Annotated in this window: 17 protein-coding genes; 5 read left to right on the forward strand and 12 right to left on the reverse strand. The window is 58.5% G+C overall.

The features are described from left to right. Window positions 1-312: 312 nt before the first annotated feature. From N7E02_RS08135 to mblB, 3 genes are all read right to left on the reverse strand, one after another. Complete coding sequence (locus N7E02_RS08135; RefSeq protein WP_286581374.1) at window positions 313-1,431, reverse strand: patatin-like phospholipase family protein; 1,119 nt, start codon at window positions 1,429-1,431, stop codon at window positions 313-315. Then, on the reverse strand, window positions 1,424-3,664 hold the full coding sequence (gene cap2-3 / locus N7E02_RS08140; protein ID WP_286581375.1) for an anti-phage 6A-MBL system cap2_3 protein: 2,241 nt from the start codon (window positions 3,662-3,664) through the stop codon (window positions 1,424-1,426). Before cap2-3 ends, N7E02_RS08135 begins: the two co-directional genes overlap by 8 nt. A 101-nt stretch (window positions 3,665-3,765) precedes the next feature. Next, complete coding sequence (mblB, locus tag N7E02_RS08145) at window positions 3,766-4,809, reverse strand: anti-phage 6A-MBL system MBL-fold protein (protein ID WP_286581376.1); 1,044 nt, start codon at window positions 4,807-4,809, stop codon at window positions 3,766-3,768. A 388-nt stretch (window positions 4,810-5,197) separates the two neighbouring features. Here mblB and N7E02_RS08150 point away from each other — a divergent pair, with 388 nt between their 5' ends. The 3 genes from N7E02_RS08150 to N7E02_RS08160 all read left to right on the forward strand — a co-directional run bounded on the left by N7E02_RS08150 (window position 5,198) and on the right by N7E02_RS08160 (window position 7,460). After that, a complete protein-coding gene (locus tag N7E02_RS08150) occupies window positions 5,198-5,677 on the forward strand; it encodes a hypothetical protein (RefSeq protein WP_286581377.1) in 480 nt (159 codons plus the stop codon). Window positions 5,678-6,021: 344 nt separating this feature from the next. Further along, a complete protein-coding gene (locus tag N7E02_RS08155; protein ID WP_286581378.1) occupies window positions 6,022-6,213 on the forward strand; it encodes a hypothetical protein in 192 nt (63 codons plus the stop codon). Between the two features lie 98 nt (window positions 6,214-6,311). Beyond that, a complete protein-coding gene (locus N7E02_RS08160; protein ID WP_286581379.1) occupies window positions 6,312-7,460 on the forward strand; it encodes a hypothetical protein in 1,149 nt (382 codons plus the stop codon). A gap of 168 nt (window positions 7,461-7,628) precedes the next feature. Here the strand turns inward: N7E02_RS08160 and N7E02_RS08165 are convergent, their stop codons facing one another. The 6 genes from N7E02_RS08165 to N7E02_RS08185 all read right to left on the reverse strand — a co-directional run bounded on the left by N7E02_RS08165 (window position 7,629) and on the right by N7E02_RS08185 (window position 11,391). After that, window positions 7,629-8,648, reverse strand: coding sequence for a hypothetical protein (locus tag N7E02_RS08165; RefSeq protein ID WP_286581380.1), 1,020 nt, complete (start codon window positions 8,646-8,648; stop codon window positions 7,629-7,631). After that, window positions 8,639-8,899 (reverse strand): hypothetical protein, encoded by a 261-nt coding sequence (locus N7E02_RS08170; protein ID WP_286581381.1) that lies wholly within the window; start codon window positions 8,897-8,899, stop codon window positions 8,639-8,641. The genes N7E02_RS08165 and N7E02_RS08170 overlap by 10 nt, the downstream gene beginning before the upstream one ends. Window positions 8,900-9,006: 107 nt before the next feature. Then, window positions 9,007-9,339 (reverse strand): hypothetical protein, encoded by a 333-nt coding sequence (locus tag N7E02_RS08175; protein ID WP_286581382.1) that lies wholly within the window; start codon window positions 9,337-9,339, stop codon window positions 9,007-9,009. Between the two features lie 141 nt (window positions 9,340-9,480). Then, complete coding sequence (locus tag N7E02_RS29565) at window positions 9,481-9,963, reverse strand: HNH endonuclease signature motif containing protein (protein WP_353622863.1); 483 nt, start codon at window positions 9,961-9,963, stop codon at window positions 9,481-9,483. 277 nt (window positions 9,964-10,240) lie between these two features. Continuing rightward, window positions 10,241-10,834 carry a ComEC/Rec2 family competence protein gene (locus tag N7E02_RS08180; protein ID WP_286581383.1) on the reverse strand — a complete coding sequence of 198 codons (594 nt, stop codon included), beginning with the start codon at window positions 10,832-10,834 and terminating at the stop codon, window positions 10,241-10,243. Beyond that, window positions 10,831-11,391, reverse strand: coding sequence for an MBL fold metallo-hydrolase (locus tag N7E02_RS08185; protein ID WP_286581384.1), 561 nt, complete (start codon window positions 11,389-11,391; stop codon window positions 10,831-10,833). The genes N7E02_RS08180 and N7E02_RS08185 overlap by 4 nt, the downstream gene beginning before the upstream one ends. Window positions 11,392-11,614: 223 nt before the next feature. Between N7E02_RS08185 and N7E02_RS08190 the strand changes: the two genes are divergently transcribed. Together N7E02_RS08190 and N7E02_RS08195 are read left to right on the forward strand one after the other, a co-directional pair. After that, window positions 11,615-12,973 carry a hypothetical protein gene (locus tag N7E02_RS08190; protein WP_286581385.1) on the forward strand — a complete coding sequence of 453 codons (1,359 nt, stop codon included), beginning with the start codon at window positions 11,615-11,617 and terminating at the stop codon, window positions 12,971-12,973. Window positions 12,974-13,174: 201 nt separating this feature from the next. Next, complete coding sequence (locus tag N7E02_RS08195; protein ID WP_286581386.1) at window positions 13,175-14,233, forward strand: DUF2971 domain-containing protein; 1,059 nt, start codon at window positions 13,175-13,177, stop codon at window positions 14,231-14,233. A 35-nt stretch (window positions 14,234-14,268) separates the two neighbouring features. On the opposite strand, the gene N7E02_RS08200 is transcribed toward N7E02_RS08195, so the two are convergent. The 3 genes from N7E02_RS08200 to N7E02_RS08210 all read right to left on the reverse strand — a co-directional run bounded on the left by N7E02_RS08200 (window position 14,269) and on the right by N7E02_RS08210 (window position 17,320). After that, complete coding sequence (locus tag N7E02_RS08200) at window positions 14,269-15,279, reverse strand: hypothetical protein (RefSeq protein ID WP_286581387.1); 1,011 nt, start codon at window positions 15,277-15,279, stop codon at window positions 14,269-14,271. Next, on the reverse strand, window positions 15,276-16,805 hold the full coding sequence (locus N7E02_RS08205; RefSeq protein WP_286581388.1) for a DEAD/DEAH box helicase family protein: 1,530 nt from the start codon (window positions 16,803-16,805) through the stop codon (window positions 15,276-15,278). Before N7E02_RS08205 ends, N7E02_RS08200 begins: the two co-directional genes overlap by 4 nt. A gap of 104 nt (window positions 16,806-16,909) precedes the next feature. Next, window positions 16,910-17,320, reverse strand: a complete 411-nt coding sequence (locus N7E02_RS08210) for a hypothetical protein (RefSeq protein WP_286581389.1) — start codon at window positions 17,318-17,320, stop codon at window positions 16,910-16,912. Window positions 17,321-17,385 lie beyond the last annotated feature (65 nt).

Raw genomic sequence — 17,385 nt, forward strand, 5'->3', positions numbered from 1 at the left:
AATATTTTGCAAATCGGCCGCAAACCTTCACCTTGCGCGCAAAGCGGCGGCGATATGATCAATAAATGAGGCGCTAAGAGCGAGATCACGTGGGGACGTGACTTGCCTAAAGGCGAGATTCCTGAACGATCGTTCCCCTTACCACGATGAACTTTACGCGGAAGGAGAGCGCGATGCCCGGCGTGATTCAGTGTCCGCGAACCGCGGCGCCAAGCCCGCCGGCTGCCGAGCTCAAGACGTTCCCGAAACCTGCGGAGCTCATCCGGGCGCACGGGACCGCCCGGCTTGGAAAAGTCCATCCTAAGAGCAGGATCAAGCTTGCTTGTACGTGACCAGAGTAGCCTCGCAAACCTCCGCGCCATGGCGTGAAAGAAGGTCGAAGTCGTACTCCGATATCTTCGTCAAGTTGGTCGGGTAGTTCAGCGAGAGAGCGCTCTGCTCGTCGGTGAGCCGCTCCGCAAGCGCGGCTGGCTCCATGCCGAACTGCCGCATGGCAACGCCCATTCGAATCAGTACGCCCTTCACTTCTCCACGCTGAATCGAACCCATCAGCATGCGCGATCGCAGTGCCCGTATCTGATCGCTTGCGATGTCGAAGAGCCGCGGCGAGTTGAGCCTGCCCTGAAGCATCCCGTTTATCGAAAAAGACTTCGGGGGCGTCAACGGCCCCGAGGCATCGCTACAGATGAGGAGGTCGCACCCTTGAAGGCCGTCGGCAGGCTTGTAGACGGCCTCCAGACCCATGTTCTCGTATGCCCCGCCATCCCAGAGCCGAACGCGCCGCATAGGCCGTGCAATCTTCTCTTGCGGCTTCTTTGTCGCCCGGTCCGTCTTCCACCAGCCATGTTCCGGCAGCTCTAGCCGCAGCACGCCGATCGCGTAAGGAACTGCTGCCGACGCCGCGATAGCCTTCGCGATCGGGACGTCCGGGCTGAAGTGACGCCCGAACACCCAGTCTCCCATCATCCTCTTCGAGAACCGCCAGTTCTTGCCGGTCTCGAAGCAGGTCGTGTTGATATGCCATTCCGGCAAGTCGGGCAGGTCCTTCACCGATCCTTTGACGCCCCAGCGAGCGGAGAGAAGTTTGGGCAGAATCTCGGCTCTTCGAAATAGGATACGAATGTTCTCCCGAAGGATGCCACGCCAGCCCAGTGCGCTGAGGCTGAACAGGTCGCCGGCCGTGAGCCTCCTACGAAGCTCGGGATAGACCTCGTCCAGGAACTGCTCGGAGGTCGGCCATTTAAAATCAGCGTGGGAGAAGATCGCACCCACGACCAGGCTGCCTCCGGACACGGTGGAGATCTGCGTGACTTCCTCGAGACGGCCCAGCCTTGCAAGATGCCGGAGAACCCCCAGGTGAAACACCGCCGCACGAACGCCGCCGCCTGAAAGAGCGAGGCCCAACCGCGGCCTGTGTACAACGTCATCCATCTGCCAACCTCCTCGTTCCGGCCAGCAGCACCGACATGTCGTCTTCCGCGACGATCAACGACACGGCCGGCAGGCCGTCGAGTTCCATGGCGTCCTTCAGTTGCCTGATCTGTTCGAGATCGGTGCCGCTTGGACGTGAGGAACGGCCGGTCGGATGCGAATGCCATTCGCCGATGTACCGGATCTGGTTACCTGTCCGGGCGGCGGCAGCCTCGATGTCCGTGCGCAGGCGGGAGACGCCGCGAGTAAACGACGAGGGAGTGCCGACGCTGTCGCTGGGCGGAGGAAGTGCTCCGACGACATCGACGCGACGGCGTTCGAAGTCGAACATTCCCATCAGCGATCCACCGGTTTCCGATGGCAGCGCCAGCGAGCGGCGTTGGCGGAGTTCAACCTTCAAAGAGGCTGGCAGGACGACCGACCATCCCTCGGCCGTCGTCGTCGCCATGGTACCGGACACCGAAGTGATCCTTATGCCATCCTCGTTCATGGTCCAGATCTTGAGCACCGCATTCGTCGTCCTGACACCGGATGCGATCCCAGCAGCGATCAGGCCCGAAAGCACCTGGATCGACGCCATCGGGATTCTGTTCGTAAGCGCCCTGCACGCCCCGGTATACTGCATCCGGTCGACGGCGCCGAGGTGGCCCTCGATAGCAGGGTTCTGCAACACCTCGCGGAGATACAGCGTCTCGAGATCGCGGAGTGTCAAGGAGCGCGCCTCGTCCTCGATCATGAGAACCGCGGACTTCCCATCGGGCGTGAAGAACGCGCAGAGACGCCGAGCAGCGCTCGGCAGGTCGGACGCCCACCGGGAAACGGGAACAGAGGCAGAGGCGTCGAGGATGAATTCGGCGTCGCCGATCTGCTGATCCAATACCGCCTTGTCGATTGGGGTCAGGACGTTGTCGACGACAGGACGCGCATCAACGTCGTCCCTGATCCCCATTAGCCTGTTCGCGAGCCCGATGGCCTTGCTTCTACCGACGAACTGGTTGTTGAGCGTATGCCTCGCCACGTTGTGCGGAAGCAGAGTGTCGTCGTCTACGATCGTCCATTTGAAGAGCCCCTGTCGGGCGAGTATTTCCGAGATCGCCGAACCGGCGGATCCAGCGCCGATCATGACCACTCGACGGTCGTCGGCATGCGGCTCGCCAGAGAGACGGGCCGCACCGGCTGCATCGAACTCCTTGTGAACGAAGGACATCGACACTGGAACGTCCCGCACTGCATCCATCGATACGCGCGCGCCGACATTAGGGAGGAAGTTTACCTCCTTCGCTTCGCCGGAGACGTTGCGCAGGAGGAAGCCCATCTTCTCTCCGATCTCTCCGGGGCTGTATGCCGTCACGAACGCTACCGTCTCGCTCGTTCCGACATCGCCGGTGTTCGGATCGATCTGCGGCATTGTCACCAGGAGGCAGGTGATACGCTTGCCGTCTCCTGTCTCCTTCCTGCCGTTTACCCAGTCCCTGATGGACTGCTGGAGCAGGCTTGGGAAATCGACCCCGGCATCGACCAGAAAGTCCGACAACCGTCCGAGGTCTCGGGGCGCCCTCTTCATCCGTTTCATCTGCTGTGGCTCGATCGCGCAATGGAAGGCCATCAGACGGATATCGTCACCTCTGATACCCGGTGGCCTGGATCCTCCTATGAAGATGCACTGCGCGTCCTGGTCGACGGCCCAGATGAACAGGCTAGACCCCAGGCGGGCCGCTTCCCAGAAATCGTTCTTCAAGATGATCTGGTTGAAAACGTCGGGAAGAAAGAGAGGGTCGAGGGGCTGCCCTGCCCCGTGAAGCTCGCCTTGGCATGCCTTCTCGAACCAGCTACTCAGACGACCCATGAGTTCGGCGGCCGTGTAGAAGCTACGAGTGTCCTGCCATGGACGGTCGTCGATGCAGATGCAGGCGGGAAATCCTTCGGGCATCAGGTTCTGATGCGGAGTGTCTGGAAAATCCGGGCGGGCGACTAGGACGGTATATGACATGGAGCCGGTCCGCGCAAAACACACGGTCAATGATTCCACAGGCAAAATGGCATAGACGGGCCGCTGCGGCCGCTCGACCATCAGGTCGAAGGAAAGAAGATCGAACTCCCCGTACCTTCTGCACTCTCCGAGGGTGGCGTAGCTCTCGCCCGGCCCCAGGATATATTCGTGCAGCGCCCTCGCAAGAGGATTGGCGAATGCGTGTACGTCGACGACTTCCGATCCTTCCGGCTGCCAGTACATTCGGTCAGCCGTTCCTGCCCGCCCGCGTGGGCGTAGAGGCGGCGACGCTAGTCGCGGTCGCCGCCGCCGCGAGCATGACGGCGACTCCTTGGGCGGTGATCTTAAGATGGATCGGCTTCGGCCGCGCTTCGCTCGGCGTCTCCATGGTCACGAGGAACTTGCCGTTCAGAATCCTTGATGATCTTTCGATAGTAGTTCGCGGCCTGACGGTGCGGCGGCTGCACGTCCTTGTCGGCTTCCGTCCCTTTCAGCGGGATCGGTTTGCTAGGCGAGACGATGATCTCGTTTTCGCGTGCGAGCTCTTCGAACAGCCACTTCACGTCCTCGACCGGCTCCGTCATGTACTCGCCCTTGTCCGGCGAGAGAGACAGGTAGGAGCAGTGATGGAACAGCTTCAGGACATCCCAGTGAAGGCGATCCTCGTTGTCGTGTTCCCGGCTTGTCCGTACGATCTGGGAGAGGCTCTCGTGATCGATGTCCGCACCAAGCAAGGCATAGGATCTGTTCAGTCCCTCGCGCATCGTCATCTGCACGACGATAGATCCCTGATTGCGGTCGATCAGGCCGGCGTCAGTGCGCCAGGCGAAGGGACTGTGCACGAAGAACTCGACTGCCTCCGACCCCCACTTGCTGAAACCCGGAACCAGCTCGCCCGCGTTGACGATGCAGTGCATCCGGGATTCCAGCGTAAGACCGTTCTCCTCGAGGTAGGACTTGAGGGCCTCAGGACGGGAGAAGACCTTGATGCCCCTCCCTTCCTTGAGGCGGTGCCGGGCCTCCTGCCGGATAACGCGGGCGTCGTCGTCGAGAGCAACCTCCGTCAGGACGCCCGCGGGCACCCAGAGTTCGTCGATCTTCATACGGTCGCCGCCTTGATACGCGGCCGCATGTTCGAACCAGAAGAACTCGCTGGAGCGAAAGATGTGGTCCTTGTCGAGATGGGTGAAGGCGACGACTCGGAAGGACTCCTGGCCGGCCTCTTCCATGGCGTCGCGGATCGCGGACGGGAGATCGATCCGCTTGTCGAAGGGGTCTTTCTCATTGCGCATATGCGCGTAGTCCATCAGGACGACCTGATTGTTCGCAAGCTGAATAAAGGTCGTGTCAGCATTCCCGGTCGGGAAGAACTTCATGTGTGCCGTCATCTGCAGGGATCCTCGTCGCCGCGCCGCATTGGTTAAATCTTTACATATCAACCGAAGATGAGGGTGACATCGGACGACCGCAAGAGGGTTTGTTCACATTTGTTCCGTTTTCCACTGAAGAACTCACCGATCAGGGACATCGGCTTTGTTCACTTACAAGTCGCTGACTAGGTTGACGTTTTGGAAATCGCTGAAGGCGGCAATGCTCATCTGGTTCCACGCCTTTACTCCGCACTACCCCCGTGCTGAGCTACGATGAATGATGGCCCCGCCGGAACCAGCATTCGCGGAATGCGCGCAACTAGCCGCCGCGTCGGCGGGCTAGCTAGGAATTGACTTTCTGCGCTCGCAGTCCATTCATGTTGCCAAGAACTTCCAGAGGACGATCATGCACCGTCGATACATCACAGTGGTCGCAACCTTGCTTCTGGCTACGACTTCCTTCGCAGGTTCCAAACCCTACGAGAACGGCCGCTTCGGCTACATGATCGAACTCCCTTCCGACTTCAGGACGGTTTCGACGCCCGACAACGGAGATGGCCTCGGCCTTGCCAGCGCCGACGGCGCTGCGAAGCTATCGATCTGGGGCAACTATCTGACAGAGGGCGGCTTCCGGCAGGAAAGCGATCTCCGGAAGAAGTTCGAGACTGACGCCGGCTGGCAGTTCTCATATGAGAAACGCGGGGCGTCCTGGGCGAGCCTGTCGGGCACGAAGGGCGACCGGATCGTCTACATCCGTCAGATCGCGCTTTGCGACGACGCCATGGGCAACTTCCGGATCGAGTACCTCGCCGCGCAGCAGAGGCGGTTCGGGCCCGTGATCGACCGGCTGGTGAAGACGCTCAAGGCGCCGAAGCACTGCGAGTGAATGCCCACCTGCGGGCCGCGTACGTCACAGGTTCTCAATCTGTTCGTTGTCTGCAGCCCCTTTATGGGCCTTGCAACGCCCCCTGTGATCGTAGGATGGATTGAATCGGCATGTTGAGCCGCTGCCGGCTCACTTGTCGGGGCGGCGTGCGTAGCGGCGATCTCGCGATGGATAAGGGCTGAGGTGAAGAATTGGCGTCAATCTCGACTTGCGGACTTCTGGGCGCCATGCTGCCCACCCTTACAATGAGGGCTGGCGAAGATAGCGGACGACGAGACCTCTCTGCGCAGACCTGGCTCAGGCTGATGCAAAGGCCTTTAACAATCGATGTGCCGGAAATGGTCATGAGCGGCATTCACCCAAATGAAGACTTGGCGACAGGGTCCGGGGTCTTCGAATTGGTGGACGGCGAGGACATCAAGTACCGCATGACCGGGATGCCATCGGATATCGGTCGACTTCTGCGCCGGCTGCGACAGATCGACGAAGACATCTACGACGAGGAAACTTCTTTCGCGTCGTTGGATCGACGATAGATGGTGTCGACCTGACTGGTGCCGGCACCGCGCCGAGCACAGACACCCTGCCCGATGGTCGATGAACATTCGAAGGCGAGGCGCAAGGCGGCCTGTGGGTGGATGGCGAGAGCTTCGGTGACGAAATCCCGAACACTACCGAGATCGCGATCCGCGTCAAACCTGGGACACCGCTTGACGAGTGCCTGCATCGGTTCGGTGGCGTGCATCGCGTGGTGGACGTTCTCGGTGAAGAGGTGCTCTTTCAGTATAGCCGCGATCATGAGGTCCTACGCGTCACAGTGGGCGCATCTGGTAGATTTCCATTTCCTTGGGCTGAAAACTGGCTAGCCGAGCCGCTTCGCATCATGTTCGGCCAGCTCATCTATCCCCGCATCACCGCCCGGAACCATTCGGACGGCAGCACGCATGTAAGCCTTAGACAGAACCCAGAGTTCCTGAAGACCACCGCTTGGATAGCCCTGTGGCCGGGAGGCGGCGATGAGATGCGGTTCTGGGCGCTGTATGCTGATCTCTTGGCACATGTGGTCGAAAGCCATGTCGCTACGGGAAACGAAACCATGGACGGCGCCAAGCTGACGAAGCTGTACGAGGAAGTGGTTCTTGCAACTCGCGGGTCCCGATGGGTTTGGGCTATGGTGATCGCAAGTTCGGTGGAGAATCTCCTGGGCGATCTGATGCCTGCCGACAGGACCAACCCTGCTGTCGATCACGCGGCCATCGAGGCCATGTCGGGACATGTTCGGGCGTGGAACGGAGACAAGGGCCTCATAGGTACAGCCATCAATGCACTCGAACGGCGTCGGCAGCTCACGGCGCGGAATATCCTGGCGACGCTCAAGAAGTCGGGGGTGATCACCAGGGACGAGTTCGATGCATGGGAAAGCCTCCGGCACTCTTCCATGCATGGGAATCCGGTGTCTCGTTACGGCAGCCATGAGGCGGATGGTGAAATGCTCTCTCTCGGAAGCCTCCTGCGGAAGGTGACGCTGGAGGTAATCCGTCCGGGCCGATCACCACTCGTGATCGATCTTACTCCACCCGAGAATACCGCTCGCACCAAGATCATCGAGCTGGCGGCGAAACATGACGTGAAGCCGTTCCAGTATGTTCTTGACCGCACCGCTCTGCCACTCGATGAGACGGAAGCCCTACTAGCAGCACTCGCGGATGCGCAGGCTATCACTGCATCAGAAGCACTTCGTCTACACATCGAGTACATTGAGCAACGCTACAAGTCGCGATAAGCGGCACTCGTTTATCGAGGAAGATCGGGCACTCCACCTCTTCCTGCCAATCCGCATCATGCCGCCTCCTGGAAGGCCGCCGTCATTTCTACCCACAAAGGATTTGGCCCGCCAACGTCCCGGTTACGGCCGCCATCCCATGGGCAGCCGGGCATCCTCCGCATCTGGTCAATCCGGAAGTGGATAGTTCACGTCTTTGAGGCGGCGTCTGGAGCGGTTTATCTCCTCTGCCGAAAAGAGCGTCCGCCATTCCGGTGAAATCGCGAGCGCTTCAACGCTTAGATCGAGGCGTTTTTCTTCCCACAGTCTCGTGAACCCCTGTGACACTCGTTGGTTGTTGATCAACTGCTTGGCGGCTGCAATTCCACCAAGCTTTTCCACCATCGAACGGAAGTCGATCGGATAGTACCCGAACTCCTTAGCCTGCTCGTAGATTGCGAACATCGCCTTGTCGAAAGCTTTGGGATTGTTCTTCGATGCCAGGTTGTCGAGCGCCGATACGACCTGCGCAATCGGCATTATTCTTTCCTTCGGACCCAGCGCCTTTCCGGGAACGGCGGAGATCATGTTCTCAAACCGTCGTTTGTCCTCGATCGTGAGCTTGAGCCGGCCGATCGTCGGAATTTCCACAAAGCCCCGCTTCTTCACGAACGTCACGTCGTTTTCCTTGTCACGGTGGACGACGTGCCAGTACCCTGTGAACGCCGCCCTTCGACCGCTGACATCGAAATCGACGAGCCAATGCCCGACTCGCATTTCGTCTCCCCAGCCCTCGTAGACTTCAGTTCCTTTCAGGCTTTGGTTCGCTTCGATCGCTTCCTCGTGTACTCTTTCGGCATGAGCCGTAATCTTGCGCGCCCACTGGACCACCTTGACGCCGGCGAATGCAGGATGGTCAAGATGGCTTCGAACAGAGGCCACAAGGTCGCTAGATAATCCGCCATTTACCGGCGACGCCGCTCGTCTTGTTTTCCAGACGACCCGTGCGAGCGCAAGTTTCTCCGGAGTGACGGCTTGTGCACCTCCAACGCGCTCGTCGCACCAGGTACGCACCTGGTTCAGAAGGCCTCTGTCGTTCGTTGAGATGTTAGCTTCGGCCCAACCCCCGATCGCTGGACCTTCCACGACGAGACCGTTGCTGGAAGCGTTGGATGAACCAAGCACGAGATGGCTGTCTGTCAGGTACACCTTTCCATGAAGCCTGGGATCCGAAAAACTTCCACCTTGCCGGCCAACTTCTGGAGATCCTCAATTTCATGAGGATTGCACGCGCCGGATTCAAGATTGCAGACTACTCGAAGCGAGCGCCATTCCTTGCGTAGTCCGAGGGCGTCGATGGCGCCTGCTCCCCAGAATGCCACAACGAGAGTCGCGCTATCGGTTGAGCCGAGCATCTCCCTGATCATTCTCAGCCCATCGCGCTCATTCAAGAACTTCATTTATGAAAGCACTCCTCGGCCGTTTGTCTGCGCCACGCCTTCCCGGCGATAAATGGTTAGCCGGCCTGAACACCGGAGCTGGGCCAACGCCCTGTCGTTTCGCGGCGTCAGCAATAGTCGTCAAAGGGGTCGTCGTAGCTCTTTCCCGTCAATTGGCAGAAGTGCTTTAGTGCGCCTTGAAGTTCGAAGAACGTATACTCGCTACGGTGATAATACAGTTCGCCTTGCATCGATACGTGAGCCACGGCCCAGTCTTTGACGGAGTCGCCTGAAAAGCGCGTCAGCACCACGAGCCCGTCTTCAGCCATATCGTGCTGTACCACCAAGCTTTTGCTGTAGGGATTTTGAGCGAAAACGTCGCCAAACGACAATGCATTCCGGTACTCATTCAATCCGTCATCTGAGACCGCTGCTGGGCAGGCCGGAAACTCGGTCGGCACTCGCCACTTCACCTGCACGGCCGATAACGTCAGGGATCTCGAAAACTTCCGGGGCGCTTTGCCGGGGCATCGCCGCCGAAGTTTCGTAAAGCCATTCGCCCAGCATGCCCCCGCTTCGTTGCGTATCGCCGGCTGCCCACTTCAACAGCCGCGCGCGCGACACAGCCGCCTCTTCCTTGGACACGGTCCGCATCCAGGAAACGTCTGGGTAGGACGCCTCGCTCTTGACCTTCTGCGGATTTTCAAAAAAGCATCGAGGGAACCATAGACCAGAATGATCCTCCGCACCGAAATCGGGTTGAGGAGAACATTTTCCAAGCGTGACAGCCAGCGAAGGTTATCAGGCCGGTTATTGGACCTGTTGGTGTCGATGTGATCCACGATGTGCGTCGAAACCGGCGGCGGCCCCGCGAACGCAGTGCATACGATCCGATGAACAGGGACGCCGGCGATCAGCATATAACCGGTGGTCGGCGTCTTTCGTCCGAAAGTCCAGTCGGCGTCGAGCGGCCGCCTCTTCTGCCTATGCTTGTTTCTACGAAAGACGGCGCCGTTGTCGCGGACGAGGTATCGCTCGCCTTCGTACTCAACCTCTCTCCTCCTCGAAGACTGAGAGGAGGTCATTGGAGAGCTCTTCAGTGAACAGTGTCATGAGCCCGCCTTTCTTCGAAGGCTGAATCTATCCCGATACGTCCACGATGATCCGCAGCAGGCATGACTATCATGGCTCCGCATTTCGCACTGATCCAAAACATCTCGGGTATGTCCGGACTCAAGGGCAAGGTTTGATCCTCGTAGAGGAGACAGGAGTAGAACGTGAAGTGCAAGGCGGCTTGCGGCTGTCGTCAATCGCTCAACAACATTGTTTGCTTGTTGAATTTCGAAGACCTTCGGCGGCGTTTCAACGAATATAGGCAACTTCCTGGAACTGCGACAACGGTTCCGCCGTCACGGTGAACAGGAGCGACCCGTGTGAAGCAACGGATTGGACGACCTGCGCTCCGGGATGATGCCATCGTTTGCTGAAGTGGTCGGCTGCGACGACACAGAAGCGAGGATCAACATGTCTGACAAGGTCGTCATGGTAGTTTGCCGCCGCACCATGATGTGGCAGCGTGAAACTTAGTACGGACGGGAGCAGAATGCGGTAGTGATCCAACATCGAGCGCCGCCGCCCTTTCTGCGCGAGCGCGGCATCGCCGGTCGAGAGCCATGCGATCCCCCTGTCAAGATTGCGACCGCGGAATTTTCCGGCGGTCCATCCATGATCGATCGACAGCGTGTTCGAGTCGGGCATCGGCCCGGAGAACAGGCACATCGAAGTTATGTTGATATTCGACTTGATCGACTTGTACGCTCTTTCAAGCCTGCCAAGCCTGTTTGTCAAAAGATCTATTCGGTTTTGCGACGATCTCAGCCACTGCCCTAGACTTCGCGTGCTCATTTTCATTTCGAGCGCAAGCGCCGCGCGGAATGCCGAGCGACCTGCATTCACCGTTGGATCGACATATGGCGACAGGAGCCAAAAAGCGACTCCACAGAGAGGGCGATATAGCGGGTGTCGGGGATCACCATGACCGCAGCCCCCACGGCCGGAGCGCCGTCCCCTCGGCGGACGGAGCCCCGTCCGAGCAGTTTAATCGGAAAGGGACCGTCGCCAAGGAAGGGTCCCGGCTCTCCGGGCCCGTCGCCGCCGAGTGGTCCGTCGCGATTATCACCTCTTCTGACGAGAAGGATCTGTCTTGGATTGAAAGCCTGAAGGGCCTCGATGGGATCGGAGACGAAACCCCGATAGAAGGAGTCCCCACCAATCGCGGCGTCCTCCGCCGCGGCACTGGCGAATATGAGCAGCCGATCGTAGACGTCCATAAGCGGCATGACGATCGTGTCGACCTGGACGCCGCCGCTCGCGGTGTCCAAGAGCTTTGGCAGTCCACTGACATGATCGAAATGCGCGTGCGAGATGAAAAGAAAGTCGAGTTTTGCTCTGGGGCCTACGGCGTGAAGGAAGGAATCTATACTCGAGTCGCGGGCCACGCGAAACTTGTTCATGGCGCCGCAGTCATAGACGTACCGTACGTGCGCACCGGCCGAAGTTTCGATTTCTGCCGAGTGAAAGAATCCTTGGCCGACTGCATGTTGGGTTCGCGTATGTCGGATCATCAGTAGTTAGCTCGTGGTTCGCCTTCGACAAATTGCAACAACCGGTAGCATCGTTTCGTTGACAGAACGTCAGCGGCAACCATGATGCGAGAAGTTTTGCAGGGGAGAATCAATGAACTTCTGGGGCTTGCGGCTGAAGCCGAGCGAGATCGACCGCGTCGAAGAGCTGCTGGAGCAGAGCGTCGTTGCAATCGGTTGGAGCGATGCGGACGCGCTCCTGAACCGACGTCTTTCCAAAGACAGCTTTCGTGCTGTTCTGAAGGAAACCTACCCAACATTGCACCTTGCGAACGCCCTGGAACACACTTGGCGCTTTATCAGGGAGATCGCTGTCGGCGATATCGCGTTGATACCCCATGGCGACCGCATCCATTTCGTACAAGTCGCCGGCGATCCGTTCCGTCAGGTCGATGGTCTCGACACCGATACCGTCATACGCCGTCCCGTCATACGCATGTTCGACGGAATACCGGCGTCCCGCGAATCCCTGCCAAAGGCGCTCCAAGCGGCGCTGGCATTCCGCAAGACCAGCGCCAACCTGTCTTCTGTGTCGCAGCAGATCACGTCGGTCATGAAAAAGATCGGGGACGACGGAACGCCTCTGAAGGCGGTCGAGAGCAGTACGGGTACATCGGGCGCGATCTCAGCTTGGCGCCGAGCGTTCGAGAAGACCGGCCGCACGGATCACGGTTTTTCCGAAAGCACCATCTGGGTCGAAGAGCTCGGGATCTGGCTCGCCGTCGGGGGATGGGAGCGGGACGAGGCGCATCGTTATTGGAATGGCTTGGGTGACCGGCTCGGTGGGAAGAAGTCGAGGAACTTGATCGTCGAGGTCAATCCTCCTGACGGCGGCCCGCGGGGCCGATGGCAGGGACTAGCAGCCCGCGACCAGCAAGGCGGCACATGGCTTCTCCATTCTGGGGAAATGAACGTCGGAGGTAGGAGGGTTCAACTGTCCGAGGCGCTGCAGGGCTCGCCCGTCCGTCGAAAGCTGGTAAGCTTCGCCGACGGAGACGTCGTCCCCTACTTCGTGGTCGCACACCTATCTACGGATCCCATTGACGTCGTGAGACAGACGGCTCGGTTCACCCAGGCATGTTCGAGAGTCCGCACTCGAGTGACCGATGCGGCAAACCCCGAGTTCATTGAAGCGCAAGATCGCGCCGTGTTGCTGGAAGAATCCATCGGCTTTACGGTAGTGCCGCCTCAAGCTGCCAAAAAGATCGAGCGTGTTCACGCCCGAATATGGCACGCTCTGAGAGACGACCTCTTGGCGAAAGGATTCTGTGGTCGCAAACCAACGCGTCGGCGCGCTAGGACCCGACCTTTATACCGTCGGCAAGGACGTCCGATACCTCATCGAGATCAAAACCGCCTTCAGTGCATCCGACTATATGAAGGCGGTAGGCCAGTTGGTCGTTTACGAGAAGATGCTACGGAAGGATTACCGGAAGATACTCGTCCTACCTAAGGGGCTCGGACCGATTCCACGAAAACTGCTGACTTCTCTCGACATCACGGTCGTGGACTTCGACGATCGCAAGACAGGAACCGTTTTCCACTGGAACGATGCGTTGAAAGTATGAGGAGGTGGTCTCATCAGGGTTTCCTCGCTGACGCAGGCAACCCTCTCAAGGACAATTACGGCGTTGCAGTCGCCCATGGAATTTCAGTGGCCCAGCCCAAGGCCCGAAAGGAACATCGCCACCTGGCGACGGTGAAGCAGCGGAGCGGCCAGAGCGCCGTTAACGTCGCTGAAAACGACCAGATTCTTCCGGCAATCGAGCCGAAGTTCTGGGAGAGCTTGGCGAACACGGGCGCGTCTGTTCAAGTCATCGTACTCGACAACAAAGAGCCGCCTGCAGACGTTCAGGACACCCTGAATGTCCATCTGTTTGCAGGGCCGGACGGACCGAGGCTTGGCCTGCGTGCGGGCTTCATCCCCCGAAGAGTTAGGTGGAAAGGTCGCGGCAACCCGCTTGAGGAATACTCTCGTTGGCCGCTCTCGCCCCAGAACCGGAAGCCGCGAAGATCAGGATCGAAGCTTATGAGACTCTACTACTTCACGTCCGCCAATTATGGCCTTCAGAACATCGAGAAGCGGCGGATTAAGATCGCCCGCATCAAGGATCTAAACGATCCGTTCGAGTTCATACCGCTTCGGCTCCCCACGACCCAGCAGCGAAAGCGGATGCGGGAGATGAAGAGGCAAGCGAATAAGAAATACGGAATTGTCTGCTTCACGAGCGACTGGACGCATCCAATGATGTGGTCGCACTACGGTGATCGTCACCGCGGTATATGTTTGGGTTTCGACGTCATTCAAGCCCGCCCGATCATTCCCATCGAATACACCGAGCATCTCCTCGAGGAAAAACACTTCAAAGACCAGCAAATCCATCAGATCAGCACGCTCGACCACATGCGCACTTGGTTCGTGAAGTATGACGCTTGGAAATACGAGGACGAGCAGCGGATGGTTTTCAGACTGGAAGACCAGCAATCGGAGAACGGACACTTTTTCCATAGTTTCGAACCGGCCCTGCGATTGGCCGAGGTCGTTGTAGGCGCAGAGAGCTCCGTGACCCGCGAACGTGTCCTTGAGGCCGTCGGAGATTTGCGGGACGTTGAACTTATTAAGGCTCGCCTAGCGTTCAAGCGCTTTGCTGTCGTCAAGCAAGAACAAGATCTGATGTGGAAGAAAACGGAAGACCTTTCCCCGGAGGAATAGGGTATTCTATTCAGCGTACGTGGTAACGGAAGACCTCAGCCCTTCAAGTCCACCAGTCTCTTCGTGCGCATTTGCGCCTGGATGCCCGGAAGCTGCCATTCCGCAAGCTGTCCCATTTCGTTCAGGGCAGTCCAGCAGGCGATCGTAGTCCCTCCCCTTACGTCATCGATACGGGCGCAAAGACGTCCGATGCAATTCTGAAGTTGCGAAACCGTAGCAAGCCACATGTCGGCAGAAGGGTTCGACTGGTTCGAACACGGCGCTTCGGGTCCGACGACAAGCAAACCATCGAACGTGAACCCGTCAAAGTTTTCACGGAGCCACTCGATATGATTGTGGCATTGTCCGATGTCGGCCTTGCTGTACTCGCTCCCCGCTTCCTTCTTCGTCTTGAGTTCGAAACCAATCAACGTCTTGGTCTTCTCGTCAGACCAAACGACATCGGGTCCGGCGTTGACGTCGTTGTCCGGTCTCGATGCGTTGAACCCTAGTCGCTCGCCAACCCTTCGCAGCGACTCTTCATGTTGGTTCGACGACAGATCCTGCCTCGCCAACTGATCGATCTCGGCTCTGAGCTTGGCGACGAGGTCGGCGAGGGCTTGCGGCCCCTGATTGCAGACAGAGAGAAGCTTATGATGGAAATCGTTCTGAGCTTGTGCCTTAAATGCGCCGGACTCAAAGACGGCGCGGAACGGAAGGTTGAGGCGCTGCGTCAGCCTTGACCTGGCTCTTGTGTAGTGGACGTTGGCATTGTCGTCGTCCCCCTCGATCTCGTAGGTCATGCCGAGCCAGACAGAATACCAGCCGGCAAGCTTGGGATCCACGACCGCCACGGTGTTAAGCACCTCGATAATGGCCTTGCGTGCGCCAGCGACGTCTCCGTTCCAGAGGGCGGACATGAAGTCGCTTTCAGCCTTTGCCCCGACTGCAAGTGCCGTTTCTCTTTCCCGCACCTTTTCGGCGACCTCCTTGGACAGAGTGAGCCCGTCGATGGTGTCTCGGTAGTAGTCAAGCCAGTCAGGCTTGCGGTCGATCACGTCGTTCACGAGCTGGACAACCTGTTCCTGGGTCGCCTTCGGAATGTCTTTTGGAGGTTCTGGCCGAGCATCACCTGCTTCCGGAGCAGATCGGGCAAAAGCGCGATGTTTCGGTCGTTCTTCAGCCAGACGTTGATATCGCGACCGTAGACGAGAAACGCGCCGTAGTCGCTTCTCCCTCGATTGATGCGGCCAAAGAGCTGAGTAATGCGGCTCGCCAGCTTCATCGAAAACAGGTTGTTCATCTGCAGCACGTCGAACAGGAATCGCTCCATCGAACTCGATCCCGCCGGGGCTCCGTCGATCAGCATGATCCTGCAGGTATCCTGCGGCAAATCGATGCCGTCGACGCGCGAGACGAGACTGAACATTCCGGTTTTCGCGTTGCGAAAGGCGTTCAAGCTCTCCGAAAACTCCTGGGTGGTGGGAGGCGTGACCATGGGCTCCCACTTCTTCGCCCGCGAGTAGGAAGGCGTCGATACCAGGACTTTCCGCTTGGCCGAAAGTTCGCCGGCAACGAGTTTCTCGTTATCTGATTTCTCGAAGTCATTCGCGAGAAGGATGAGTCGTTCGCCGTTGCCCGCATCGTTGTTCGGCTCGATCCGGTTGGCCTTTGAGGCTCCGAACCCTCTCACGAAATCGGTGTCGTAGTCGAGCGTGGCCGACAGGTACACCCGCCTAACTCCCTTCTGCAGGAAGTCGTAGTTTCCAGTGGGAATGAACGGAGGGGTGATCTCGATCTGGTCGGAAGAGACGAACACGGAGCAGAACTGGAGATGTTCGAAGAGCTGGATCACGCCGAACATCAGGTCCGGCTTCTTCCGGTATTCGTGTCTCTTGAACGCATCGCGTATCGCCTGCGCATTCCGATATGCACTCGCCGGAGGTGCCATCGTGACCGACCGCAATCCAATGTCGTCGAGAACGAAATTCAGGTGGGCGATCTTCCCGACGTTATCGAATTCCGGCCTAAGAATCCCGACGAGTTCGTTGAACAAATCCTGATGTGAGCGCCTCTGGACGGTGATCGTGAAGGCGTCGCGGATCATCCTTTCTGCCACGTGGGCATCATCGAACAGTATCGCAGCCGGCGCCTTCTCTCCTCGGAAGGGACTCAACGATGAAAACAGTGCTGCATAGGTCGTTATGCAGAACGCCTTCCCGGTTTCGAATAGGTCATTGTCGAAGCTTCCCGCGGTGCGGGTCGATTGTTTGATCCCGATCCGCTCGCATTCCCGGACGGTCTGTCGAACGAGGTCGATGGTGCCGCAGACGTACACCACCGGGCCGATCTCTTCGTTGACAAGGCTCTGAGCGACCAGAACGCCGACAATCGATTTGCCAGCACCTGTGTTAAGGATGACGAGGTTGTCCTCGACCTTCCTACTGGCGTGCCATGACGACAGCGCCTCGGCTTGCCCCTTCCACAGATCGTTTGGTGCGTCGCCGAGATTTGGGGTCTTCTTGAAGATTTCGATTGGATCAGTCGGCGCGGCGACGCTCTTTGGCCGTGACAATCCCGAATAGTTGATCATGTCATTGTCCCTCACACCCTAAGGTAAGCACATTACATGATCTGTCAGAGCGCAGAAGTGGGGATCGAGGCGCCAATTGGAGGACACAATTCTCGTGATTTGTGCTAATCGCCGCCTATATCGTCGCGCAATAGGAACCAAGCCTGCCGGTCTGGCCGCAGCAGCGATGCCAGGACGCTAGCAATTCTGACGGCGGGGATGTCAAGTGACGGACTGTCGTCCAGTTTTTCCTCGACGGCGCTCCATTGCTCCATCACGTCCGCGACGCTGAATATAGAATGGCCTATATTGAAGGAGAAGTTCATCCCGTCCTCGACGAGACCTTCGCCGAAGTTCCTGTAGTCATCAGGTATGAAGAAGTTAACGTTAGTTCGGTCGAATGACCTCATCGCGCCGTCGGCGAGATTCGCCAGCCCCATTTTCCCGAATACGAGAAGGGTGGCCGCAAGAAGGCTTGTGGGGTTGCAAAGAAGGTCTGCGCAGTCGCCGTATTTTCCTTCTGCTGCTGCTATCACGAACCTGAAGGCCTCAGAGCCGCTCAGCCCCGGATACGCCAGCCTTCCCCCGCTCGTGGAGGACT

The organism is Terrirhizobium terrae, from assembly GCF_030323265.1.
GTDB lineage: Bacteria > Pseudomonadota > Alphaproteobacteria > Rhizobiales > Rhizobiaceae > Neorhizobium.

Coding starts and splice junctions, on each gene's coding strand:
- N7E02_RS08135 (WP_286581374.1), bottom strand. CDS start 1,431: ATGGATGACGTTGTACACAGGCCGCGGTTGGGCCTCGCTCTTTCAGGC.
- cap2-3 (WP_286581375.1), bottom strand. CDS start 3,664: ATGTACTGGCAGCCGGAAGGATCGGAAGTCGTCGACGTACACGCATTC.
- mblB (WP_286581376.1), bottom strand. CDS start 4,809: ATGACGGCACACATGAAGTTCTTCCCGACCGGGAATGCTGACACGACC.
- N7E02_RS08150 (WP_286581377.1), top strand. CDS start 5,198: ATGCACCGTCGATACATCACAGTGGTCGCAACCTTGCTTCTGGCTACG.
- N7E02_RS08155 (WP_286581378.1), top strand. CDS start 6,022: ATGAGCGGCATTCACCCAAATGAAGACTTGGCGACAGGGTCCGGGGTC.
- N7E02_RS08170 (WP_286581381.1), bottom strand. CDS start 8,899: ATGAAGTTCTTGAATGAGCGCGATGGGCTGAGAATGATCAGGGAGATG.
- N7E02_RS29565 (WP_353622863.1), bottom strand. CDS start 9,963: ATGACCTCCTCTCAGTCTTCGAGGAGGAGAGAGGTTGAGTACGAAGGC.
- N7E02_RS08185 (WP_286581384.1), bottom strand. CDS start 11,391: ATGAACAAGTTTCGCGTGGCCCGCGACTCGAGTATAGATTCCTTCCTT.
- N7E02_RS08190 (WP_286581385.1), top strand. CDS start 11,615: ATGAACTTCTGGGGCTTGCGGCTGAAGCCGAGCGAGATCGACCGCGTC.
- N7E02_RS08205 (WP_286581388.1), bottom strand. CDS start 16,805: ATGATCAACTATTCGGGATTGTCACGGCCAAAGAGCGTCGCCGCGCCG.